The organism is Corallococcus sp. CA047B, assembly GCF_003612065.1.
Classification (GTDB): Bacteria; Myxococcota; Myxococcia; order Myxococcales; family Myxococcaceae; genus Corallococcus; species Corallococcus praedator.
The window spans coordinates 1-24,060 of the sequence record NZ_RAWD01000050.1; the positions used below are offsets into that span (position 1 = coordinate 1).

The following is a 24,060-nucleotide window of genomic DNA, read 5'->3' on the forward strand; positions in this document are numbered from 1 at the left end:
GGGTTGGTGGGGGCCTCCAGCGTGAGGGGCAGCCGCGTCACGCCCTTGCGCGCCAGTGCGTCGTCCACGCACGCGGCGAAGAGCTCTTGCGGCGCGTCCACGGCCAGCTTCACGCCCGCGGACTGGGGGCAGGGGCCGCCCTGGGGCGAGCGCCACGTGCAGCGCACGCCGGTGCCCCCGCGCATGCAGGACAGGTTCGTGCGCTCCGCGTTGACGTCCACGCGCACCACCGCGCTCAGCGTGGCGAAGGTGGGGGTGAGCTGCACGGAGGGCGCGTCCGCGCAGGTGGCGCCGGGCGCGCGGGTGAGGGCCAGGTCCACCACGTTCTCGCGGAAGACGAAGGGCGTGGGCGCCGCGCTGTAGGCATACGCGGCGTCGTCCCAGGCCCAGCCGGGCCCCATCAGGCCGTCCACGCCGTCGGTGCCGGCGATGCGCACGCTGCCTCGCCACTGGTGGATGCCGCGCGCCTGGAAGGCCTCCGCGATGCGGTCGCACGCGAGCGCCGTCTCCGGGAAGCGCCACGAGCCCAGGGACGGGTCGCCGGAGGCCTGCGCCACCACGTCGCCCAGGAACAGGCCCCCCACCTGCGAGCCCTCCAGGGACACCGGCGTCACGAAGCGGAAGTCCGCCCCCAGCGCGGACAGCGCCGCGGACGTGGACACCACCTTCATCACGGACGCGGGCAACAGCCGCACGTTCTCCCGGTGCGTGAAGAGCGGCTCGCCGGTGCGCGCGTCCACCACATACGCGCCCGCGAGCGCCCCGTCGGCCTCCAGGGTCTCCAGCAGGGCCTTCGTCACCCCGGTCAGGGTGTGGCCCGGGGGGCCCTCCGGTGTGGAGGGCGCGTGGGCGCAGGCGGTCAGGAGGACGCAGACGGTGGAGACGCGGAGGGCGCGGCGCATGGCGGCGGCCACCGTATGTCGCGCTCCTGGGAGTGTCATCGTTTCCGGCCAGCGGGGGAGGGCGGAGGCGTGCTCGGGTGAACGCCCGGCAGGGGACTTCGGGGCGCGCAACGCCCTGGACGGCCGGCTATTCCCAGCGCCCCACGTCCAGCCACGCCGAGTGCCTTGACGCCACGGCACCGGACGCCCATCCTGCCGCGCCCCATGCCTGTCCTCCGTGGTGCCGTGACCTTTTCGCGCTTCCGGACCGAGCCTTCCAAGGAAGCTCCGTCCGATGTGAAGCGCTGGTTGACGAAGGGACTCAAGTCCCATGCGTTCGAACCCATCGACCGTCGCTCCGAAGATGAGCGCGCGGCCGGTTTCGTGGAGCTGGAGAACGCGGAAGCGTCCGACTTCTCCACCAGCAACCTCTTCTACGGCGAGTACGCCCTGTTCTCCTTCCGCATCGACACGCTGAAGGTGCCCGCGTCGATGATGAAGGCGGAGCTGGACAAGTGGACGTCCGCCTTCACCAAGGAGAACAGCCGCCCGCCCGCGCGCGCGGAGAAGAACAAGCAGAAGCTGGAGCTGAAGCAGCTGCTGCGCCAGCGCGCGGTGCCCCGCACCAGCGTGCTGGACGTGACGTGGAACCTGAAGACGCAGCAGGTGCAGATCTGGGCCGCGTCCCGCAAGACGGTGGATGAGATCTCCGTCGCGCTGGAAGGCGCCCTGGCGGTGAAGGTGATTGGCATCACGCCCGCGTCCATGGCGCAGCGCGCGGGCATCGACGACAAGGCCCTGGGCCCCACGGCGGAGCTCATCGGAATGGACCTGCCGGCGACGGCTTCGGTGGAGGACAGCCATGGCGAAGGGTGAGCAGGCGCGGATCGAGGCGGCATTCGCCCGGGGTGACGTGGGCATCGACGGAGCCTCCACCGAAGAGGTGAAGGACGAGGCGGAGCTCGAACAGGGCAAGGCGCGCGAACAGCTCCTGCGCGGCCGGGCCTACCTGGGCCGCGAGTTCCTGACGTGGCTGCTGTGGCGCTCGGAGTCCGGCGACCCGCTGGTGGACCATGACGGTTCGGGCATCACCGCGCTCTACCTGGGCAAGGTGGTGCTGCGCGGCGTCGCGGGCGACGTCACGGAGCTGAGCGCGCGCGGCACGCTGGCGCCGTATTCGGAGAACGTGCGGCACTCGCTGGACCGGGGCCTGCTCGTGTCCCAGGCCCGGCTGCGCATCTCCCACGGCGAGCGCGAGTTCGAGCTCACCCTGGATGCGGAGTTCCTGGACATCCGCGCCGCCAAGCTGCCCGCCCTGATGACCGAGGAGGAGGATGATCAGCTCACCGAGCGCCTGGAGCTGACCGAACAGCTCTCCACCCTGGTGGACGCGCTGGTGAACGACTTCCTCACCGTGCGCGGTGGCAAGGCCTGGAGCAAGACGGTGGTCCCCGCCATGAAGGCGTGGATGAAGGGCGAGGAGAAGGGCTCCGACCTGCTCTCCAAGGCCGCCCGCGCCAAGGGCCGCGACGCCCGGGCCGCTCGCGGCTGAGCCGGCTGAAACATCCAGATTAAAACAAGGAAGAATTGGACTCTTGGAAAAATCCGGGAGGGATGACACACTGCGAAAAGCGGTTTATCCTCTCTCCTGGAGTTTTTTGATGAAGCATCCCTTCCTGTCGTTGGTGGCCGCCCTGGCCTTCCTCCTGCCGCTGCACGCGAGCGCTCAGACGAGCATCGTCGCGTTCGGTGACAGCCTCAGTGACAATGGCAACAACGGCACCGCCACCAGCGGTCCGACGACGAACCCCTCCAGCCAGATCTCCGGCACCTGGGTGAAGCAGCTCGCGACGCAGTTGGGCCTGCCCCTGACGGCCTCCGACAACGGTGGCACGAACTACGCACGGGGCGGCGCCGTCACCAGCGGCATGTCCGGCCAGGTGAACACCTACCTGGCGGCCCACCCGACGGCGTCCGCCACCGCGCTGTACGTCCTCTGGGGCGGCGGCAACGACATCAACTACAAGGCCCAGGCGAACCCGTTCGACTCGGCGGGCATCAAGGCCGCCGCCACGACGGCCGCCAACAACATCAACGCGCAGATCCGCAAGCTCGTCGCCGCCGGCGCGAAGCGCATCCTGTGGGTCAACATGCCGCCCCTGAACAAGACGCCAGCGGCGCTGTCCGTGCCGGGCGGTCTTGGCAACACGGTGCTCGCGCCCCCCGTCACCCAGTTCAACTCGCTCTGGACCTCGCACCTGACGCAGCTGCGCAAGGACTTCCCGTCCGTCACCTTCATCGGGATGAGCGCCTACAACCAGTTCAACGCCATCCTCGCGTCGCCTTCCGCGTACGGCCTGACGAACGTCACCGGCACCGCGAAGGGCAAGGCGGTCAACCCGGACAAGTACCTGTTCTGGGATGAGATCCACCCCACCAGCTACAGCCACCGCATCTTCGCGGATTACGGCTACGACCTCGTGTCGGACGCGTTCGGCTTCAGCGCCGGCCTCTCCGCCGACGAGTGGACCGTGCAGGACTGGAGCGTGCAGCCGTGAAGACCCCCTTCCTGATGCTGTCGGCCGCGCTCGTGGCCCTCGCCCCTTTCCAGGCGGATGCGCAGAGCGGCATCGTCGCGTTCGGCGACAGCCTGAGTGACAACGGCAAGTACAGCACCGCCACCAGCGGCCCCACGACGAACCCGTCCAGCCAGATCTCCGGCCCCTGGGTGAAGCAGCTAGCGAACCAGTTGGACCTGCCGCTCGTGGCCTCCGACGAAGGTGGCACGAACTACGCGCAGGGCGGTTCGGTCACCGCCGACATGACAGGCCAGGTGAACGCCTACCTCAAGGTCAGCCCCACGGCGTCCCCCACCGTGCTGTACGTCCTCTGGGGCGGCGGCAACGACATCCATCACAAGGCGATGGACAACCCGTTCGACACCGCGGGCATCAAGGCAACGGCGACGAAGGCCGTCTCCAACATCGAAGGGCAGATCCGCAAGCTCGTCGCGGCGGGCGCGAAGCGCGTCCTCTGGGTGAACATGCCGCCCTTGCACAAGACGCCCGCGGCGCTGTCCATCCCGTTCGGCCTGGGCAGCAGCGTGCTGTCTCCGCCCAGCAGCCAGTTCAACACGCTCTGGTCCCAGTCCCTGACGCGGCTGCGCGGTGAGTTCCCGTCCGTCACCTTCATCGGGATGAATGCCTACACCAAGTTCAACGCCATCATCGCGGCCCCGTCCGCGTATGGCCTGACGAACGTCACCGGCACCTCCAAGGGCAAGGCGGTCAACCCGGACAAGTACCTGTTCTGGGATGAGATCCACCCCACCAGCTACAGCCACCGCATCTTCGCGGACTACGCATACGACCTGGTCTCCGACGCCTTCGGCTTCAGCCCTGGCTTCACCGCCGACGAGTGGACCGTGGAGGCGTGGGGCGCGCAGGCGCCGTAGGCAGCACCGCACCAGTCTGGACCGCCGCCCGCCCCGGAATGGAGCGGGCGGCTGTTCCAGTCCGATGCGCGGTGGAACCGTTCCGGGGCGGGGAGGGGGCGGCACGCGGCTGGCAATGACACACGGATGAACCTTCCACCGTGTGAGCAGGTGTCCCGTGCCTTCCGCCCTCCCCAGCACCGAAGCCATCCAACGCATCTCCCTGAAGAACCGCGAGTACGCCTACATCGAGGACGCGAACCGGGGCGTGGTGTTGATGGAGGTGGGCCCCCGGGTCCTCACGTTGGAAGCGCACCTGACGCTCGTCGCCAAGGAGCGGATGGTGGAGGTGGGCTCCGGCAACTGGTGCGTCGTGCGCAACCCCGTGGTGCGCGAGAACGGCCAGGTGGCGCTGGACGACTTCGGCCAGGCGCGGGTGGCGGTGGGGGACCGCGAGGTCCGCGTGGGCCCCAAGGTGTTCCCGCTGTATCCGGGCGAGGAGCTGGAAGGGGACATCATCCCCGAGTACGTGCTGGGCGTGTCGGAAGCGCTGCGCCTGCGCGCGCTCACCGCCTTCACGGACGACCGCGCCAAGGACGCGCCCCGCCGCCGCGAGGCCGGTGACGAGTGGCTGATGCGCGGCCCCGGCCGCTACGTGCCCGGTGAGGCCGTCTCCGTCGAGTCGCTGGAGAAGGCCCGCGTCCTCAAGGAGACCGAGTACTGCGTCATCTTGAATCCGGTGGACCGCGCCACCGGCCGCATCCAGGAAGGCCGCCGCAAGGTCGTCTCCGGTCCGGATGTCTTCTTCCTGGAGCCCGGCGAGGCGCTGGAGGGCGACGTGCGCCGCAAGCACGTCCTGTCGGAACTCCAGGGCCTGAAGCTCCAGGCGCTGGACGACCTCACCGAGGAGGAGGGCGGAGAGCCCCGCCTGCGCAAGGCCGGTGACACGTGGATCGTCCGAGGCCCGCGCACCTACGTGCCCAGCGAGAAGGTGCTCATCCACAAGGAGATCGCCGCGCTGTCGCTGGGGCAGGGCGAGGGCCTCTACGTGAGGGACCTGCGCTCCGGCAAGGTGACGCTCGTGCAGGGCCCCTGCCAGTTCATGCCGGAGGCGCACCAGGAGCTGCACGAGAAGCGCCTGTCCCCGGAAGCCGAGGCCCTGCTGGGCCTGTCCCCGCCGCCCGCGTCCACGGAGCCGAAGGAGGCCCGCGCGCCGCGCCCCACGTCGGCGCCGGAGAAGGGGGACCGCACGCGCGCCATCGTGCTGCGCATCGAGGACAACACGGCGGTGCTCATCAACGACTTCGAGAGCAACCAGGCGCGGGTGGAGTTCGGTCCGGCGAAGGTGATGCTGCGCCCGTACGAGGACGTCACCGTGCTGGACTTGTCCGGCAGCACGCCCAAGCGCCCCCGGCAGCTCAAGGTGCTGATGCTGCGGCTGGGGCCGGACTTCGCCACGGACCTCTTCGAAGTGGCCACGCGCGACCACGCGCGGCTGCGCATCAAGCTCTCCTACAAGTGGCAGTTCGACGTGGTGGGCGACCCGGAGAAGGACAAGGCCATCTTCCGGGTGAACGACTTCATCGGCTACGTGTGTGAGAACCTCGCGTCGCGCATCCGCCAGGTGGCCGCGGAGAACGAGTTCGAGACCTTCCACAAGAACGCCAGCGTGCTCATCCGCCGCGCCATCTTCGGCATGGACGACGCGGGCCGCGCGCGCAAGGACCGGCTCTTCTCCGAGAATCAGCTGCGCATCATCGACATCGACATCAAGGACATTGCCCCCGTCGATGAGAAGACAGCCCTGAAGCTGCGCGAGGCCATCGATACCAACATCCAGATCCAACTGGACGCCTCGCGGCAGGAAGCGCAGGCCGCCGCGGAGCTGAAGCGCATCCGCAGCGAGGAGGAGAAGCAGTTGGCGGACATCTCCAGCCACCGCAAGTCGGAGGCGGAACGCCAATCCCTCATCGAATTGCAGAACCGCAACCACCAGCTCGAAACGCTCAGCCGCGCGAAGGTGGAGGCGGAGGCTCAGTTGGAGAAGGCGCGCGTGGAGAGCGAGGAGGCCCTGGCCCGCGCCGAGTCCGACGCCCGCGCCTCCCGCATCCGCTCCGAGGCGGAGCTGGAGCGCGAACGCCTGACCATCCAGATGGCCCTGGAGCGTCAGCAGCGCCTCAACGACCTGGAGGTGGAGCGCCAGTCACGGCTCGCGGAGGTGGAGGCCTCGCAGTTCCGTCAGCGCGTGGAGTCGCTGGGCGGCGGGGAGAACTTCGTGAAGGTCGTCGCGGCGCAGGCGCAGGCCGCCGTCGTCGGGGGGCTGGAGAAGGTCGTCTTCCTGCCCACCGGCTCCAACCTCAACCTGTTCGACGCCATGCAGGGCCTGCTGGGCCCGGGCAGCGCGCCCCGCCTGTCCACGCTCAATGCGCCGAAGCCGGAGGACACCTCCGCATGAAAGTGCGTCTTCGATATTGAAAATGAGAATCGTTATCGATATGGATCGGCACCTTCGACGAGGGCGGAGTTCCGCATCGAAAGGTGACGACGATGGGCTTTCCTGGAGGCGTGGTCCTGAAGCGCGGTGCAGGGCGGTTCGGCATGGGGGCCCTCGCGGTCCTCGCGCTGACGCTGGCGGCGGGGGGATGCAGCGGCGACGAGTGCGTCGATGCGTTCGACTGTCGTGACAAGGGAGCGCCCCCAGAGGGCCAGGCGTATGTCTGCAATGCCGATAACGCGTGCGAACTGCGCACCCTGACCCCCGTGCCCGAGGAGGACGCGGGCACCGGGACGGATGCCGGGACGACGGCGGACGCGGGCACCGGGACGGATGCCGGGACGACGACGGACGCGGGCACGACGACGGACGCCGGGACGACGATGGACGCCGGGACGACGACGGACGCGGGCACGGAGACGGACGCGGGCACCCCCACGGACGGCGGCTCGCAGGTGTGCGGCGGCGCGGTGGCGTGCAAGGAGCAGAGCATCGACGAGCTGTCCCTGCGCACCAACATCGCGACGGGCACCATCGTGGAGGAGGGCACCACGCCGGGGCAGTTCTTCACGCTCCTGGATGGGCGGGCCGGTGGATTGTCCGCGCCGGAGTCGTACACCTACGCGCGCTTCACGCCGACGGGGCTGGTGAAGGTGGAGATTGATGATCAGTCCGCGCTCGCGTCGACGGCGTGGGACATCGCGGTGCGCCGCAGCGTCATCCGCGTGAACAGTGGCGTGTCCGGCCCGTCCTGCGTGACGGTGGCCCAGACGGTCGCGGGCACCACGTTCGACGCGGTCACCACCGTGGAGCCGACCGCGAGCTTCGCCGCGGAGGCGTACTTCACCGCCAACACCTGCGAGCTCATCGTGGACGGCTCGGGCATCAGCTCCCCGGCCACGGCGCTGGCCTCGTTCTGGCGCTACAACAACTGCCTCGTGATGACGGACAAGGTCTTCCTGTTGCAACTGGCGGACGGGCGTCACGTGAAGTTGCAGGTGGCGTCGTACTACGAGCCCGCCGCGCAGGCGCAGTGCAACTCCACCGGCACGTTGCCGGCGGTGACGGGCTCGGGCCAGTACCGCTTCAAGTGGGCGTACCTGCCGTGATGGCCCCCGGGGTTCCTGCGCTGCTCCTGCTGCTGACCGGCGCGGGGACTCCGCACCGCCTCCTCCACGAGGAGGCGGTGGCGCCGGTGCCGTGGGCGGTCGCCGAGTCCGGACGGCCCACCTCGGCCACCGCGCCCGCGCCACGCTTCGAGCCGACGGAGACGGTGGAGTCCGCTGTCTCCGAGGGCAATCGCTTCCGCATCCACTTCACCCGCCAGGGGCCGAACGCGGTGCCGCTGGCGGATGCGGATGGCAGCGGCGTGCCCGACTTCGTGGAACTCGTCGGACGCACCTACGAACGCGTGGCGACGTTCTACGCGGGCCTGGGCTTCCGCCTGCCACCCGACGACGCGACGACGCCGGGAGACAACGGCGGCGACGGCCGCTTCGACGTGTACCTGGTGGACTTCGCCCTGCGCGCCGATGGGGCCTTCCGGATGGAGACCTGCCTGGATGGCACCACGCGCTGCACCGGCTACATGCTCCAGGAGAACGACTTCACGGGCTATGGCTACCCGTCCGACCAGGAGGCCGTGGAGATCCTGGCGAGCCACGAGTTCTTCCACGCCGTCCAGGCCGCGTACCGCCCCGACCTGGGAGGTATCGCGTCCGAGGGCACCGCCGTCTGGGCCACCGAACGCTTCGAGCCCGCGTTGGATGACCTGGAGGGCTTCAGCCACTCCTACCTGGAGCTCCCGGACCGCAGCCTGCTGACGGATCCGAGTGGTCCCGGCGTGGGCTTCAGCTACGGCGCGGGACTCTTCTTCCAGTTCGTGGGCGAGCGCTTCGGGGATGCGCTCCTGCTCGCGCTGCTGGAGGAGTCCGTGCGGCAACCGGACGTGCGCTGGCCGCTGCTGCTGGACACCTGTCTGCGCCGCGACTTCGCGTCTTCCTTCGATGCGGCCTTCGCGCAGTTCTCCGCGTGGAACCTGGGCACCGGTTCGCGCGCGACGCCCGGTTTCGGCTACGCGCGAGGGGAGGGGTATGCGCCGCTGGTGACGACCGCCTCGGCGCTGCCCACGTCGCTCGCCTCCGTGCGGGTGGCCGGTGCCTCCTCGCGCATCTTCGAGGTCGCGGGCGGTGCGTCCTTCGTCTCGGCCTCGTTCGAGCCCGAAGCTGGTACGGACCCCGCCGCGCTGTATCTGCTCGTGGCGGCCGTCACCGACGACGCCGTGCTGCGAGTCAAACAGGTGGGCGGTCAGGAGCCCCTGCGTGCCCAGGTGGCCGCGGAGGATGCGACGCGGGTCCTGGTCGCCGTCGTGGATGGAAGGACGCAGGGCCTGGGGCGCTATGGCCAGCTGTGCATCGCGGCCACCGGCCAGGATGCGGACTGTGCACCGGTGCTGCCTCCTCCTCCCGATGCCGGGGCGGACGCCGGTACGGAAGACGCCGGGACCGTGGACGCCGGGACGGGTGATGCAGGCTCCGCGGATGCCGGACGGCCCCAGGAGCCCATCGATGACCCGCGGGACCCGTCAGGGTCGGATGGCGGATGTCAGGCCGCGGGGGGCCCTTTGTCGGGTGCGCTCATCGCGCTGCTTCTGGGTGGAGGGCTCAGGCTCCGACGACGGCGGTTGGGAGCGGATCGCCCTGAGCGGATGCGCAGCGACGACTGACCTGGCTCCGCACGGCGAGGCCGCGCCAGCCGGACGACTGTCAGGAGTTGTCTTTCCAGCAGGGATGCCTTACGACCAGCGGACCGGGCTGTTTGTATTTGCTCGTTCGCACGCGCGCTTCCGTCAAGATTTCGGAGGACGCGGAGTGCTCCTCGAATGAGCATCCGCGGCCCCCTCATCTGGTAGAAGGCGCGAGGAACGCATCCGCGCAGGAAGTAGGAGTGAACCGTGGCCTCGAACAACATCGCTCATCCCGGTGGACCTGGGCTGTCAATCCTCGCCGTGGGCGATGTCTTCGTGGACCGCGATGACCCGGCGACGGCCTTCCACTCCGCCCGCGACGTCCTGCGCTCCGGTGACGTCGTCTTCGGCAACTGCGAGGGCGTCTTCAGCGACGACATCCAGCGTGCCCCCAGCGCCGGCTCGACGCTCACGGCGCCCGCGGCGAACGCCGCCCCATTGGCCAAGGCGGGCTTCGACATCATGTCATTGGCCAACAACCACAGTCTCGACGGAGGACATGCCGCGCTGCTGTCCATGCGCCGGACACTGGCCGATCTGGACATCGCCACGGTGGGTGCGGGCGCGAATCTCGCGGAGGCCACCGCGCCCGGGTATCTCGATCGCAATGGAACACGGCTGGCCTTTCTGGCTTTCAGCTCCGTGTTTCCCTACGGCTATGAGGCGCGCCCGGGTGTCCCCGGCCTGGCTCCCTTCCGTGCACACACCCGATACACTCCCCTGGATCTGAACGCATGGAATCCGGGCATGGCCCCTCTGGTGAGCACCGAGCCGCTGGTCGAGGATCAGAAGGCGTTCATCGACAGCATCACCGAAGCACGCGCGAAGGCCGACATCGTCGTCGTCAGCTTCCACTGGGGTGACTCCACCGTGCCGTTCTCGCTGACCGACCACGAACGACGGACGGCCAGGCTCGCCATCGACAACGGGGCCGACGTCGTCGTGGGCCACCATCATCACATGCTCCGCGGCGTCGAGTTCCATTCCGGAAAACCCATCTTCTACGGTCTGGGACACTATGTGTTCGACCTGCCGAACCTCGCTGAGCGCCTCGCGAAAGACGGTTACCTGGGCGTGGGACGGCCGGGAGAGATGGCGGCATGGGCCCGCAAGTTCGGCGAGTTCATGATTCGCCCGCGGCAGGGCTACCCGTTGCTGCCGTTTCACGAGGATTCCAGGCTGACCGGCGCGGCGGTGATCCACATCGCGCCGTCCGGGCGCATCTCCGCCGGCTTCCTGCCCGCGATCATCAATCCGGCCAACGAGCCGATGCACGTGTCCGCGGACAGCGACGAAGGCAGGCGGGTGGTCGCCTATCTCGAACGCTGCTGCACGACCGAACAGCTTCCTACAAGGCTGGTCGCCCCTCGGCCCGACTCCGGACTGCCCACCTCGTGCATCGAGTTCGTCTCGACCTCAACCGACTGAGCCGATGCGTGCCCGGAGGTGCTCGGCGAGACGCACCCGTGTCTGCGCCGGACGGATACAAGGTACACCCATGACAACGACGTACGCTCCCAATCAGACGACAACTCGCGGGCATGCCGTTCAAATCAACGACATTGAGATGTACTACGAGGAGTATGGAGTCGGAAAGCCCCTGGTGCTCTTGCATGGGTTTGGCGGTTGTTCACAGAACTGGCATCCCTTTACCGCCAGGCTCTCAGAGCGCCATCGACTGATCGTCGTGGATATGCGTGGCCATGGTTACTCCACCAATCCCGAGAACAAATTTACACATCGGGAAGCGGCCCGTGACGTGTTCCTCTTGCTTGAGAAGCTGGGGGTTGGTCGGTTCTCGGCCATGGGTATGAGTTCTGGCGGGATGGCGCTGCTTCACATGGCAACGAGCCAACCCAAGCGCATCGACTCAATGGTATTGATTAGCGCGACTTCCCATTTCCCCGATCAGGCAAGGGCCATCATGCGCAGGGCTTCGTTTGAGACGATGCCCCAACAAGTGCGAGAGATGTATCGGGAGTGCGCAAAACGCGGAGATGCGCAGATTCGTCAACTCATTGCGCAGTTCAATGCGTTGAGTAAAGACTACGACGACATGAATTTCACTGCGCAGAGCCTGTCGGCCATTACGGCTCGTACGCTCGTTGTGCACGGTGATCGCGACCACTTTTTTCCCGTTGAAATTCCTGTGAGCATCTACCGGTCCATACCGGATGCCGCGCTATGGATTGTTCCTGGCGGCGACCACGTTCCTGTTTTTGATTCCACGGTTCCATTCACCTCAACAGCCCTTCGATTCCTTGAGGGGCCAGACAGCAAGCAGCCATCAGCGGCCTGACAAGGCGCTCCGCCTCCGGTTCCGCGGGCTGACTGCCAGCAGCCGTAGGACTACGCGTGGGCCGCGTTGCGCTGCGCAGGCTCTTCCCCGCGCAGCTCCGCGACCTCCGCGCGCAAGAGCCAGTCCGACGGGAAGTCGGAGGAGGCCCGGGCGATCTGCTCCAGCCGGTCCGCCGCGAGCTGCCCCGTCTCACGGAGGCGGCGCACCTCCGTGTAGAGGGCCGCCAGGGACGGGTGCAGCGCCTTCGCCTTGCGCTCGCGCGCCTGCGCCTCGCCGTCGCCCGCGGTGAAGGCGTTCATCTCCCCGAACCAGCGGTCCCACGCGCCCGGATCCGCGGGGCCACCCGCCACGGACGGCAGCCGCTCGGTCAGGTACACGCGCGCCATCGACGGCAGCTCCAGCGGCTTGCCCGCGAGCGTCCCGCTCAGGGCAATCACCTCGCCGCCATCCACCGCGAAGCCCTCCAGCACCAGCCCGCTGTCCAGCGCCAGTCGGAAGTTCCCGCGCTCCGGCAGGGTGCCCGTTCCAAAGGCCACCAGCGCCGCGCCGCTGAACGGCTTGTCCAGCGCCTGGCCATCGCGCGACGTGACGATGGGGCCTTCCAGCCGAGCCATCGCGGTGGACAGACCCGGGGCCACCTCCTGCGCGGCCGGCAGCAGCTCCACCACCTTGCCCGTCACCTCGCGGCCGTCCGAGAGCACCAGGTGGTTCACCGTGCGCGCTCGCAGCGCCTCGTCCAGGCCCAGGTCCCCGCCGCGCTTCCACGCGAGCGTGGCCTCGAACTCCGCCAGCACCTCGAACAGGTGCTCGAAGTCGCGCGCCACGAAGAGCTGCGGCTGCATGCGGGTGATGTCGTAGTCCGTGTCCGCGCACGCCACGCCCAGCGGCAGCTTCCGCACCGCGGACGTCAGGCAGTGCTTCGCCTCGCCGATGCTCGACAGCAGGCCCGCGCCGTAGATGCGCGGGCGCTCCAGGTCGCCCACGAGCCCGTACTCCGCCGTCCACCAGTACAGGCGGCTCGCGCGGGTGCTCTCGCTGATGTAGCGGTGGCTCTCGTTGGCGGCCTCCAGGCGGGCCTGCGCGTGCGCGATCTCCGCGTCGCTCGCCGTGGGGTCCTCCTTCACCACGGACAGGTTGCGGATGGCCTCGAAGACGGCTTGGTCCTCCACGCTCGCGATGGCCTTGAACCCCACCAGCCCCACGGCCTTGAGGTACTCCGCGTAGCGGCGGTTCGCGATGATGGGCGCGTGCCCCGCGCTCTCATGGACGATGTCCGGCGCGGGCGTGTACTGGATGTGCTCGTGCGTGCGGATGTCCGCCGCGATGGCCAGCACCCCCAGCGCCTGCAGCTCCGTGAAGACCGCCGGAGGGATGAAGCCGCGCACCGCCACGCAGGACCAGCCCAGCTTCGACAGCTTCTCGTTCATCTCGTCCAGGCTGGGGATGGCCTCCGCGCCAATGCCGGTGGCCTCCAGACCCTCCAGGTAGACGGGATGCGCCTTGTCGCGCAGATGCCCCCGGAGCTGCCCCAGGATGTGACGCCACACCGCCTGGTCGCGGGGCGTGTAGGCCGCGTAGTCCTGCGACACCACGTAGCGACGCAGGTGGGCGGGCAGGCGGGCGATCGTCCGTTCCGTGGGGGTCATCTCGGAGGCTCCTTCAAGAGAAACAGGACACCTGGAAGATACCCATGTCAGCGGAGGACGGAAATCCGGCAGAAAACGACGTCTTCGTCGGATTATCGCCGTTTCTGGAGCCGACGTCGCAGGCCCTCCAATACGGCCCGGGCCCCGGGACTGAGGCCGCCGGAGGGCCACAGGGCGACGACTTCGACCACCTGGGGTTCCGCCTCGCGCAGGGGCCAGACGTGGACGTCGGCGGGGAACGGCTGGGTGGGCCGTACGTCGGGGGCGATGGCGCAGGCGCGGTAGGCGCGCAGCAATTCGTAGAGGTGGAGGAAGCTCTCCACGCGGCCCACTTCGTCCACCTTGACCCCCTGGGCGGCGAAGCGCGCGCTGTTGGCGCCGCCGTACGGGTCGTCTCTCAACCAGTCCACGAAACGTTGACCCTGCAGGTCCTTCACATCCAGCGCGCGCCGGGAGGCCTGTTCGCGCACCAGCGCGGAGTCCGGGCCGGCGAGCACCACGAAGGACATGCGCAGCAGGGACTCTGAATCCACGCCGTCGTGGGGTGGCAGGGGGGTGAAGTCCAGCACCAGGTCCTGCTGCCGCGTCTGCACCTGCCGCACCAGCTCGTGCGAGCCGCCGAAGCCCACCACCAGCTTGAGGTCGGTGGCGGCCGCGTCCTGCGCGATGCCGCCCAACAGCGACATGGACAGGGTGGGGTTGAGCCCCAGGCGCAGGGTGGGCTCCACGCGCGCCAGGTCCATGAGCCGCTTCATGTCCAACTGGTGCAGCGGCGTCTGGGTGCCCGCGTAGAGGCGCTCGCCGCGCGCGGACAGTTGCAGCCTGCGCCCGGGGCCGCGCTCCAGCAGGACCGCGCCGTCCGCCAGGGCCTCCTCCAGCGCTCGGATGTGCTCGCTCACCACGGAGCGGGCGACGCCCAGGTGTTCGGCGGCGGCGTCGATGCTGCCCGCCTCCACGGCGGCGGTGAAGGACTCGAGCCAGACCAGGTGTCGCAGCAGCTTGCGCGGGGGCATGAGGGCCTTGTTCCTGGCGCACCCATGCGCCCCGGGGTGGGTGCGACGGTCAGATGAAGTAGTCGGGGAACAGCTCCGCGCCGGGCACGGACTGGTACTTGTCGAAGTTCGTGACGCCCACGCCGCGCAGCACGTCCTCGTCGATGCAGAAGTTGCCGGTGAAGGAGCGGCTGGGCTTGGTGAGGATGGCGTGGGCCGCGTCGGCCATGATCTCCGGCGAGCGGCTGCCCTTGATGGTCTCATCGCCGCCCAGGAGGTTCTGCACGGCGGCGGTGGCGATGACGGTGCGCGGCCAGAGGGCGTTGACGGCGATGCCCTCGTCCTTGAACTCCTCCGCCATGCCCAGCACGCACATGCTCATGCCGAACTTCGCCATGGTGTAGGCGACGTGGGGGCCGAACCAGCGCGCCTCCATGTTGAGCGGCGGCGAGTTGTTGAGGATGTGCGGATTGGAGGACTTCTTGAGGTACGGCAGGCACGCCTGCGAGCACGCGAAGGTGCCGCGCGTGTTGATGCCGTGCATCAGGTCGAAGCGCTTGAGCGGCGTCTCCAGTGTACCGGTGAGGCTGATGGCGCTGGCGTTGTTCACCAGGATGTCGATGCCGCCAAAGGTCTCCACCGCCTTGGCCACGGCTGCGTGGATCTGCGCCTCGTCGCGGATGTCCACCACGCAGGGCAGCGCCTTGCCGCCCGCCGCTTCAATCTCCTTCGCCGCGGTGTAGATGGTGCCGGGCAGCTTGGGGTGCGGGTCGGTCGTCTTCGCCGCGATGATGATGTTGGCGCCGTCCCGGGCCGCGCGCAGCGCGATGGCCAGGCCGATGCCGCGGCTGGCGCCGGTGATGAAGAGGGTCTTGCCTTTGAGGGTGGACATGGGGCGCATCCTCGCTGATTCGAGGCAGGCCGCAATGCCCGGAGCGGCCGGACCCGTGTGGGTCCGACCGCCCGTCAACGGAACTTCAGCCCGGGCTCAGGGGGTGTAGAGGAGGGCCGCGTTGACGCTCGCCCCCGCGTCCCGGTCGTACCCGCCAATGAAGAGCACCTTGCCGTTGGGCAGCAGGGTGGTGCCCATCGAATAGCGGTTCGACGCCATGCTGATGGAGAAGGACGTCGTCCCGGTGGCCGGATCGAAGAGCTCCGTCGTCAGGCCCACCAGGGAGTTGCCTCCCGCCAGCAGGAGCTTCCCCGAGGCCAACTGGACGATGGAGGACGTCGGGCGGTCGTAGCTGAAGTTCCCCGCCGTCGTCTGGACGTTGAGCACGGGGTCATACAGCGCGATCAGGGTGGTGCTCCCGGCCAGCAGGAGCTTGCCCGACGGCTGCAGGAAGGCGTGCGTGAAGTTGCGGTTGATGAGCCCCGTGGCGTTGCTCCAGGTGTTGGTGGCCGGATCATAGAACTCCGCCGGGGAGTTGCCGCCCAAGACGAGGATCTTGCCCGACGGCAGCAACACCGCCAGGTGGCCCGTATGGACGAAGGTCGAGGCCGCCACCGGCACGAACGTCATCGTCGCGGGGTCGAACAGCTCCGGGATGCGATTGCTCGCGGTGTCGCCCGACGTGTTTCCGCCGATGATGAGCACCTTGCCGTTGGGCAGCAGCGTCGACGTGTGGCTCCCGCGCGCGAACGCCATGGTCGGCCCGGCCGTCCAGGTGTTGGTGGCGGGATCGTAGAGCTCCACGTTGCGCAGCGGGGTGGTGCTTGGGTAGAGCCCGAAGCCTCCCGTGACCAGGAGCTTTCCGGAGGGCAGCAGGGTCACCGCCGGCGAGTAGTGCGCCGTCCCCATGGAGGTGGCCGGGGCCCAGGTCGCCGTGGCGGGATCATAGATTTCGCCGGACACCAGGACGGGGTTCGACACGGTCACTCCCCCGAAGACGAAGATCTTGCCGGAGGGCAGGGGGATGACGCTCGCGCCGAAGCGACGGACCGTCATGGCGGCCGTGGCATCCCACCGCGCGACGGTGCTCTCCGGAGGCGGGGTGCAGGTCGGCACCCCCACCACGGCGACGCTGAAGCTCGTGGACGCGGAGAAGCCCAACGCGTTGGTGACGGTGGCGCTGATGGTGGGGCTGGGGCCATCGGGGATGCAGGCCGGGGCCTTCCAGGCGATCTCGCTGGAGGTGAACCCGGAGGTGGCCGTGCCCAGCGTGCCGTGGCTCGACGCCCAGGCGAAGGTGAGCGCGCTGCCATTGCCGTCCTCCGCGAGGACGCGGAACGTCACGGTGCCATTGCCCGCCACGGAGAGCGCGCTCTGGTTCGACAGGACGATGCGCGGGGGCACGTTGGCGACGGGACCCGTGCCGACGCAGATGCGCAGGGTGCCCTGCGTCTGGCCGCCGTTCGGATCCTTCACGGTGACGGTGAGCGAGCAGTTGCCGCAGGACTCGCCGGCCGGCACCGCGCTCGGGGTGAAGGACGCCGTGCTGGCGGTGGCGTCGGTCCACGTTCCGGCGCAGGACGCCGTCCACTGGTAGGTCAGCGCATCGCCGTCCGGATCCGTCACGTCCGCGACCACGGTGGTGCTCTGGCCCACCGGCAGCGGGGACTGCGACGCGGTGACGCGGTTCACGGCGGGGGAGACGTTGAAGGTCACGGACACCTGGGCCACGCCCGAGTCCGGTCCGCCGTCCGTCGAGATGACCGTGATGTTGATGCGGATGACCGCGGCGGCGCCGCGCGAGTCGGTGACCGTCAGCGTCAGCGTGACGACGCCCGGCGTCGCGGGGGCCGTCCAGGTCGTCGAGGCGAGCGCGGCCGAGCCGAAGGTGCCGCCCGTCGCCGTCCACGCATAGGTGAATGTGTCCGAGGTGTCCGGGTCATGCGCGGTGGCCTGGAGGGACAGCGTGCCCCCGGGCAGCACGGTGCTGGCGGACGCCACCAGCGAGTCGATGCAGGGCGCGGAGTTGTCGAAGGGCCCGGGCACATTCAGGGCCTGGAGCGTGATGGCGACGACCGACGTGGTGCCCGCCGTGATGGTGACATCCGTTGCCGCGCCGCGGTAGCGCAGCGAGCCGTCCGCCGCGAAGGCCTCCGCGGTGAAGGTTCGCTGGGTGCCCGCGGGGACCTGGTACAGCGTGCCACTCCAGCTGTCCGCGCTCTTCGTGAGCACGGCCGTGGACGAGGGCACGCCCGTGGCCGTCAGCGTCACGGTCACCCGGGTGACCTCATCGCCCGCGAGCGCCTGGGGCACCGCGCTGATGAACCGCACGTCTCCGGTTTCGGGCACGGGCTCGGCGGTGTCAGGGCTGCAAGCCATGACAACCATTGCAAAGCTGGTTACCATGTAAAGCATAACGCTAGACAGAGGGGTCTGCCGACGCATCGCACCTTCCTGGTGGGGGAGAGTGTTTCGATCTACCAGATTGAATCAGGAAACACAGACTGTGATTGCATTGGAGGCGGGTGTCTGTTCAAACCCTTCGGGTCGGTGGTTACCCTGGACGTCGGTTGGGAGGGCGCTACGCTCCGGAGCCATGAACCGACTCCTCCTGTCGCTTGTTGTCGCGGTGACCGTCCGCTGTGCCCACGCGCCGGAGGCCGCGCCCCCGGCCGCCGCGCCTGCCACCCTCGCATGGCCGGAGCCCCGGCCTCCCGTGCTGCGGCTGCCGGACACGGTGCGGCCCCTGCGCTACGCATTGGACCTGAAGCTGCTGCCCGCGGAGGCCACCTATCCGGGCAGCGTGAGCATCGACGTGGAGGTGCGCGAGCCGGTGCGTCAGGTGTGGCTGCATGGCCAGGACCTGGAAGTGACGCGCGCCAGGGTGACGGTGGGCGGCCGCACCTTCGACGCGAAGCCCGTCTCCGAAAGTGAAGGACGGCTGGGATTGCTGTTGCCGGAGGAGCTGCCCGTGGGCACGGCGACGCTCACCCTGGACTTCACCGGCAAGGTGGACCGCGAGCGCAGCCAGGGTGTCTATGGACAGGCGGAGGGCGGTGAGTCGTATCTCTACACGTTCTTCGAGCCCATCGACGCGCGGCGTGCCTTCCCGTGCTTCGACGAGCCGGCCTTGAAGGTGCCCTGGAAGCTGCGCCTGACGGTGAAGGCGGGGCACGTGGCCCTGGCCAACCATCCCGTCGTCTCGCGCGAGCCCGTGGCGGACGGGCTGGAGCGCGTCACGTTCGCGGAGAGCCGGCCCATGCCCAGCTACCTGGTGGCGTTCATCGTGGGGCCGTTCGACGTGGTGGAGGCGGGCGCGGTGGGGCGCGCGAGCGTGCCCCTGCGCTTCATCGTGCCGAAGGGGCGGGGCGGGGAGACGCGCTACGCCGCGAGCGTCACGCCTCGCATCGTGAAGGGCCTGGAGGACTTCTTCGACCAGACGTATCCCTACGAGAAGCTGGATGTGGCGGTGGTGCCCCGGTACTGGGGCACCATGGAGCACCCGGGCCTCGTGGCGCTCGGGCAGCCGTTGACGCTGATTCCTCCCGGGGAGGAGACGCTGAACCGGCGCCGTTCCTATGCGGTCATCGCCAACCACGAATTGGGGCACTACTGGTTCAGCGCCGTCGTCACCAATGCCTGGTGGGATGACATCTGGTTGAACGAGTCGTTCACGGCGTGGCTGGATCGGCAGACGGTGGACCGGCTGGAGCCGTCCTGGAGCTTCCAGCAGGAGCGGGCCATGTCCGCGACGGAGTCGGCGTTGGCTTCGGATGCGCTGGAGGCCGCGCTGCCGGTGCGCAAGCCGGTGGCGAGCAACGACGACATCGTGGGTTCGTTCGACAATGGGACGACGTATGACAAGGGCTCGTCCGTCATCGCCATGTTCGAGGCGTGGCTGGGGGCGGAGCGCTTCCGCGACGTGATGCGAAGCTATGTCCGCAAGCACGCGTGGGGCGCCGTGACGACGGAGGACTTCCTGGCGGAGGTGTCCCAGGCGGCGGGGCCGGAGGTGGCGAGCTCCTTCAAGGGCTTCATCGAGAAGGGCGGGGCGCCACGAGTGTCCGCCCAGGTGACGTGCCCGGCGGGGGGCGCGCCGACGGTGAAGCTGTCGCAGGAGCGGTATCTGCCCGCCGGCTCCCGGGCGAGCACGCAGCAGGAATGGCAGGTGCCAGTGTGTCTGCGCGCGGGGACGGGGACGCGGTCATCCCGGGTGTGCTCGATGTTGCAGGGGCCTTCGATGGAGGTGGCGCTGCCGACGAAGCAGTGCCCGGCGTGGGTCCTGCTCAACGCGGGCGGCACGGGGTACTACCGCGGTGGCTACTCGCGTGAGCAGCTCGCGAAGCTGCTGGCGACCCCGGCTTCGGCGTTCACGACGGGAGAGCAGGTGGCCCTCTGGGCGGACGTGGACGCGGCGGTGGGGCGCGGAGACCTGCCGCTCGGGGAGGCGCTGGAGGCCGTGCCTGCCACGGCGCGCTCGCCGGAGCGGCTGGTGGTGGAGAGCGGGGCCGCGCTGCTCTGGCAGGTGCGGCTGGACCGGCTGTCGGTGGAGGAGCGGAAGCGATTTCGCGCCTGGGTGGCGTCGCTCTATGCGCCGCGTGCACGGGCGCTGGGGTGGGTGTCGAGGCCCGGCGACGGTGACGACGTGAAGCAGTCGCGTTCGCTGTTCCTGCGGCTGGCGGGCGGGCTGGGTGAGGATCCGGCGCTGCTGAAGGAAGCCACGCCGTTGGTGCGTGCGTGGCTCGCGGACCGGAAGTCCGTGGACCCGGAGGCGCTGGCCAGCGCGCTGCCCCGGGCGGCGTCCCACGGCGATGCCTCGCTGTTCAATGCATTGTTGGAGGCCGCGAAGAAGGAGCAGGACCGCAACGAGCGCGTCCGGCTGCTGTCGGCGCTGAGCTATTTCCGGCAGCCGGAGCTGGAGCGACGGGCACTGGGATTGGTGGTGGGGTCGGACTTCGACACGCGGGATGCCCTGGCCATCCTGAAGATGTCGCTGAACATGCCGGAGACGCAGCCTCTGGCCTGGGAGTTCTACCGCCAGCAGTTCGACGTGCTCTCGCAGCGACTGCGCTCGGATGAGCAGGGTGGACTCATCAACCAGGTGGGCAATCTCTGTGATGCGACCCAGCTCGCGGAAGCGGAGGCCTTCCTTGCGCCCCGCGTGAAGCGCGTGGAGGGCGGGCCGCGCGCACTGGCCCGGGCGCTGGAGTCCATCCGGCTGTGCATTGAATCCGCGAAGCTGCAGCAGCAGAGCGTCCAGGACTTCCTCCGCGCTCATTAGGAGTCGCTGCGTGCTTTTGCGGGAGATCGCCTCTCATCTCGCGAAGACTTGGCTTGACGCGTTATTGAAAGTGGATTGGGGGGCGTGTGCGCGATTGTGAGGGGGCAATGCCAGTTGATCTCGTAAGCGGGGTTTGCCGGATTGACAGGGGCGCGTTAGCTGTTGGATGCTTCGTCAATCTTGTGCGGGGCGGACTTGTGGGGGAGGAGGGCACCTTGGTGCCCTGTGCTGTCTGGAAGGTGCTTGTGTGAGTCGAATCCCTTCCCAGGCGCAGGCCAGGAAGGATCTGCTCCACTGCCCTCGGTGTTGCCAAGGCTGTGTCAGTCCCGTCGCGCTGAAGGTGGGGGCCCAGGTCGCCATCCACTCCAGGTGACGAGGACCGCCATCTGGTAGCCGACCGTGTACCAGGGGCCTTGTTCAGGACCGTAGAAGCGGGCGGCTTGCTGGCGCAAGGCATCTCCCTTGAGTCGGCCTTCGAGGATGCTCACGAAGAAGGCGTCCAGCTCCGCGAAGTGTTGGGGGAAGTTCGCGATGTCCCGGTCCCAGCGCTCCCGGTCCTCGACCTTGCTCACCGCATGGGGATGCGCGTCGGGTCCCCCCGCGGCCGCGAGCATGGCGAAGCCTTCTCCAAAGGCGCCCATCCATTGGCAGGTGTCCTGGACCTGCTGGGACTGCGTTTCGACCTTCGCGAGGAGGTCGGGACGCTTGCGCCCTCCAAGCCCCACGTGATGCGATTCGTGGGCGACCATGACCTCGAACTGCGGCTGGGTGAGGTTCGGATCGAGATACAGGAAGATCGAAGGCTCCTTGCCGCCCAGGTCGAAGACGAAGGAGTTGTCCTGTGGCTTGATCATCGGGCAGAGGGTGAACGATTGCGGACTCCCGGTGGGAAGGAAGCGCTGCACCTTGCGCGAGAGTGATTCCAGGTCCGTCTTCTTCCATTCCTGAAGGGAGCGGAGGAAGGTCGCTCGCTGGCTTCGCACTTCCGGATTCGTGAGGTGACGGCGGAACGCCTCCAGGTCGACTGTCCGAGGCGTTCCCAGTGTCTTGCCCAGCGCGACCTCTCGCGCTTCGAGCCGCACGAAGCACTTGCTGCGAAAGAGCTTCCTCCAGTCGGAGGGGCTGGCCGCCTCGCCTTTCTCCAGGATGGCGAGGGCCGCGTCTGCTTCGGAGGTGTCCCACCGGATGTCGAGCCGGGCCGCTGGCGTCGCGCCAAGAAGGTGTGCGGAGGTCATCAGGGAAAGAACAAGCATGGGGCCGCCTTGTGCATGAGCCTGAGCGGTGCGGATTCTATACCCGTTGGAAGGTGGCGGCTCATCCAATTCAATTCATGGCAGAGGTGCCACGGGCGGCGCCGGGTCAAGGCCCGTAGGGGCACAGCTTCAGCATCTCCGCGATGGGCGGACGGCAGAGCTGGACGAGCTGCGACTCATCCAGGAATGAAGACGTCCGTGCCTTGAGGAAGCACGACGCGGGATCATCCGACTGCGTGGCGTACTGGCAGAGCTGGAGCGCCTGCGGATCCGACAGGAAGCCTCCCTCCTGGACGCGGCGGAAACACCGGGCCGGGGCTTCGGAACGAGCCCCCTGACAGAGCTGGGCCGCGAGGGTTTCACTCGCGGCGCCTCCTCCCGAACGGAGCTCCTCGAAGCAGGAGAACTGCGGCGACCCTTCGGACCCTTCTTCGGGCGGGTCCGCTGTCTGTCCCAACGCTGGAGACCCGAGCAGCAGGGCCGCCAGCCCCATGAGCCCTGCATTCCTGAACCCATCCCTCATCGTGCACCCCCGGAAAGAAGGTGGGGGAGTCATTGCCCGCATGCGACGGGGGGAGATGCCACACACGGGGCTGTCCGAACGGAAGGCCTCTCGGAGACCTGTCGTCGCCCCTCCAGCTCAGCCGTGCACGGTGCGACTGTCGGCGGGCACGGCTGCCCGGTCCTTCAGGCCGTAATCCCTGACGACGTGGGCCACTCGCAGCCGGTAGTCGCGGAACACGGACTCTCTTCCTTCACTCTGGGCCTCACGGTGGGCTTCCAGGCGTCGCCACTCGGCCACCGCGGCCTCGTCACGCCAGTAGGACAGCGACAGCAACTTGCCCGGTTCGCTGAGACTCTGGAAACGCTCGATGGAGATGAAGCCATCGATGCCCGACAGCAGGGGCCGCAGGGCCGCGGCGAGGTCGAGGTACCGCTGGCGGTGGTCCTCGTGGGCCCAGACTTCGAAGATGACGGCGATCAAGACAGACCTCCCAGGATGCGAGCGTTGGTGGACGCACGCCAGGTGACGGATTGCGACAGAGGGGTGAGATCCAGGCCGCTCGCGAGCACCCGCTCCACCGCCGCGGAGACCATCGTCACCGCGAGCGCCTGTCCCGGGCAGGCATGGGCGCCCAGTCCGAACGTGAAGGTCCGGCGGGCCTCGCGGCGGGGGAGGAAGGCGTCGGGCTGGGGATTCACGCGGGGATCGCGGTTCGCGGCGGCGAGCACGACGACCACCGTCGCTCCCGCTTCCAACTCCTGACCCGCGAGCGTCGCGCGCGCAGGGAGGAAGCGCCGGGTGTTCTGGACCGGCGACTCGTGGCGGGCTGCTTCGCGGACGACGTCTTCGAGCGAGCACTCACCCCGGGCAAGCTGCTCGCGCAGCTCGGGCATCCGCGCGAAGGCAATCAGTGAAGCCCCCACGAGGCCCGCGGTGGCTTCATACGCCTGGGTGAGCAATCCCACCGCGTTGGGCACGAGCGCTGCGATGGGTGCTCCCACCTGTTGCATCCGCGCGGCGAAGGCGCTCAACACCGCGGGGGTGCGAGGCCTTGCTTGAAGGCTGACGGCCACATGTTCAGTGAGCCGCGCGGCCGCCTCTGCTCCCGCGTGGCTCGCCGCAGGATGGGCGACCGAACGGACATAGGCCTCCACGTCCCGCGCGCGCTCCTCCAGCGTGTCCTCTGGAAATCCCAGCAGGGAGCCGAGCACGAGCACGGGGAACTGGAGCGCCAGCTCCGGCAGGCGCGACAGCCGGGACTCCGAGAAGAGCCGGGCGGCCTGGCGGTGGCCCTCCGTTGCCACCGCTTGCATCACCATGGGGAGCACGTCGGCCAGCGCCTGCTTCACGAGCGGGTAGGGCGCGGCGTCGTTCATCCGCACCAGCCGCCCGAAGAGCACGCCAGCGGCGGAATCCACCAGATGCAGGGGAACGGGCTCCGACGGGGGCCGCACCCGGCAATGCTCGCTCGTGAGCACGGCCTGCACCGTGGCGGCATCCGCCGCGATCCACGGCTCGAAGCCCGGGATGCGCTGCAGGCCACCCTGTTCACACAGGGCGGCGTAGTACGGGTAGGGGTCGGGGTGGGTGACGGCCTGATACGGGTCGGTGGGCGGTGTCATCAGTCCTCGCTTCGGG

19 protein-coding genes are annotated in these 24,060 nt (G+C 68.7%); 10 read left to right on the plus strand and 9 right to left on the minus strand.

The window, feature by feature from the left end; genetic code table 11:
- On the minus strand, positions 1-902 hold a 902-nt coding region (locus D7X74_RS11110; protein WP_233602054.1), incomplete at its 3' end, for a D-alanyl-D-alanine carboxypeptidase.
- A gap of 204 nt (positions 903-1,106) precedes the next feature.
- Here D7X74_RS11110 and rdgC point away from each other — a divergent pair.
- The 9 genes from rdgC to D7X74_RS11155 all read left to right on the plus strand — a co-directional run bounded on the left by rdgC (position 1,107) and on the right by D7X74_RS11155 (position 11,853).
- A complete protein-coding gene (gene rdgC / locus D7X74_RS11115; protein WP_120532910.1) occupies positions 1,107-1,757 on the plus strand; it encodes a recombination-associated protein RdgC in 651 nt (216 codons plus the stop codon).
- On the plus strand, positions 1,744-2,433 hold the full coding sequence (locus D7X74_RS11120; RefSeq protein ID WP_120532911.1) for a hypothetical protein: 690 nt from the start codon (positions 1,744-1,746) through the stop codon (positions 2,431-2,433). Before rdgC ends, D7X74_RS11120 begins: the two co-directional genes overlap by 14 nt.
- Positions 2,434-2,542: 109 nt before the next feature.
- Positions 2,543-3,439: an SGNH/GDSL hydrolase family protein gene (locus D7X74_RS11125; protein WP_120532912.1), complete on the plus strand. Its 897-nt coding sequence runs from the start codon at positions 2,543-2,545 to the stop codon at positions 3,437-3,439.
- The gene (locus D7X74_RS11130) at positions 3,436-4,335 is read left to right on the plus strand and encodes an SGNH/GDSL hydrolase family protein (RefSeq protein WP_120532913.1); all 900 of its coding nucleotides are present in this window, start codon (positions 3,436-3,438) and stop codon (positions 4,333-4,335) included. The genes D7X74_RS11125 and D7X74_RS11130 overlap by 4 nt, the downstream gene beginning before the upstream one ends.
- A 157-nt stretch (positions 4,336-4,492) precedes the next feature.
- Positions 4,493-6,769, plus strand: a complete 2,277-nt coding sequence (locus tag D7X74_RS11135) for a hypothetical protein (RefSeq protein ID WP_120532914.1) — start codon at positions 4,493-4,495, stop codon at positions 6,767-6,769.
- 92 nt (positions 6,770-6,861) lie between these two features.
- On the plus strand, positions 6,862-7,917 hold the full coding sequence (locus D7X74_RS45010) for an HmuY family protein (protein ID WP_147446537.1): 1,056 nt from the start codon (positions 6,862-6,864) through the stop codon (positions 7,915-7,917).
- Positions 7,917-9,533: an MXAN_6640 family putative metalloprotease gene (locus D7X74_RS11145; RefSeq protein ID WP_120532916.1), complete on the plus strand. Its 1,617-nt coding sequence runs from the start codon at positions 7,917-7,919 to the stop codon at positions 9,531-9,533. Before D7X74_RS45010 ends, D7X74_RS11145 begins: the two co-directional genes overlap by 1 nt.
- A 228-nt stretch (positions 9,534-9,761) precedes the next feature.
- Complete coding sequence (locus D7X74_RS11150; RefSeq protein WP_199732668.1) at positions 9,762-10,982, plus strand: CapA family protein; 1,221 nt, start codon at positions 9,762-9,764, stop codon at positions 10,980-10,982.
- A gap of 70 nt (positions 10,983-11,052) precedes the next feature.
- Positions 11,053-11,853, plus strand: a complete 801-nt coding sequence (locus D7X74_RS11155; protein ID WP_120532917.1) for an alpha/beta fold hydrolase — start codon at positions 11,053-11,055, stop codon at positions 11,851-11,853.
- 50 nt (positions 11,854-11,903) lie between these two features.
- Here the strand turns inward: D7X74_RS11155 and D7X74_RS11160 are convergent, their stop codons facing one another.
- The 4 genes from D7X74_RS11160 to D7X74_RS11175 form a co-directional block, all read right to left on the minus strand.
- Entirely contained in the window at positions 11,904-13,499 is a 1,596-nt protein-coding gene (locus D7X74_RS11160) for an aromatic amino acid hydroxylase (protein ID WP_120532918.1), read from the minus strand.
- A gap of 92 nt (positions 13,500-13,591) precedes the next feature.
- A complete protein-coding gene (locus D7X74_RS11165; RefSeq protein ID WP_120532919.1) occupies positions 13,592-14,512 on the minus strand; it encodes a LysR family transcriptional regulator in 921 nt (306 codons plus the stop codon).
- A 49-nt stretch (positions 14,513-14,561) separates the two neighbouring features.
- Positions 14,562-15,383, minus strand: coding sequence for an NAD(P)-dependent oxidoreductase (locus tag D7X74_RS11170; protein ID WP_120532920.1), 822 nt, complete (start codon positions 15,381-15,383; stop codon positions 14,562-14,564).
- Positions 15,384-15,479: 96 nt separating this feature from the next.
- Positions 15,480-17,762: an Ig-like domain-containing protein gene (locus D7X74_RS11175; protein ID WP_147446538.1), complete on the minus strand. Its 2,283-nt coding sequence runs from the start codon at positions 17,760-17,762 to the stop codon at positions 15,480-15,482.
- A 217-nt stretch (positions 17,763-17,979) separates the two neighbouring features.
- On the opposite strand from D7X74_RS11175, the gene D7X74_RS11180 reads away from it, so the two are divergent.
- Positions 17,980-20,664, plus strand: coding sequence for a M1 family metallopeptidase (locus D7X74_RS11180; RefSeq protein WP_120532922.1), 2,685 nt, complete (start codon positions 17,980-17,982; stop codon positions 20,662-20,664).
- Between the two features lie 320 nt (positions 20,665-20,984).
- On the opposite strand, the gene D7X74_RS11185 is transcribed toward D7X74_RS11180, so the two are convergent.
- From D7X74_RS11185 to D7X74_RS11200, 4 genes are all read right to left on the minus strand, one after another.
- A complete protein-coding gene (locus tag D7X74_RS11185) occupies positions 20,985-21,986 on the minus strand; it encodes a DUF5700 domain-containing putative Zn-dependent protease (protein ID WP_147446539.1) in 1,002 nt (333 codons plus the stop codon).
- A 37-nt stretch (positions 21,987-22,023) separates the two neighbouring features.
- Complete coding sequence (locus D7X74_RS11190) at positions 22,024-22,410, minus strand: hypothetical protein (protein WP_120532924.1); 387 nt, start codon at positions 22,408-22,410, stop codon at positions 22,024-22,026.
- A 147-nt stretch (positions 22,411-22,557) separates the two neighbouring features.
- On the minus strand, positions 22,558-22,902 hold the full coding sequence (locus tag D7X74_RS11195) for an antibiotic biosynthesis monooxygenase (RefSeq protein ID WP_120532925.1): 345 nt from the start codon (positions 22,900-22,902) through the stop codon (positions 22,558-22,560).
- The gene (locus D7X74_RS11200; protein WP_120532926.1) at positions 22,899-24,044 is read right to left on the minus strand and encodes a cytochrome P450; all 1,146 of its coding nucleotides are present in this window, start codon (positions 24,042-24,044) and stop codon (positions 22,899-22,901) included. Before D7X74_RS11200 ends, D7X74_RS11195 begins: the two co-directional genes overlap by 4 nt.
- Between the last annotated feature and the right edge of the window lie 16 nt (positions 24,045-24,060).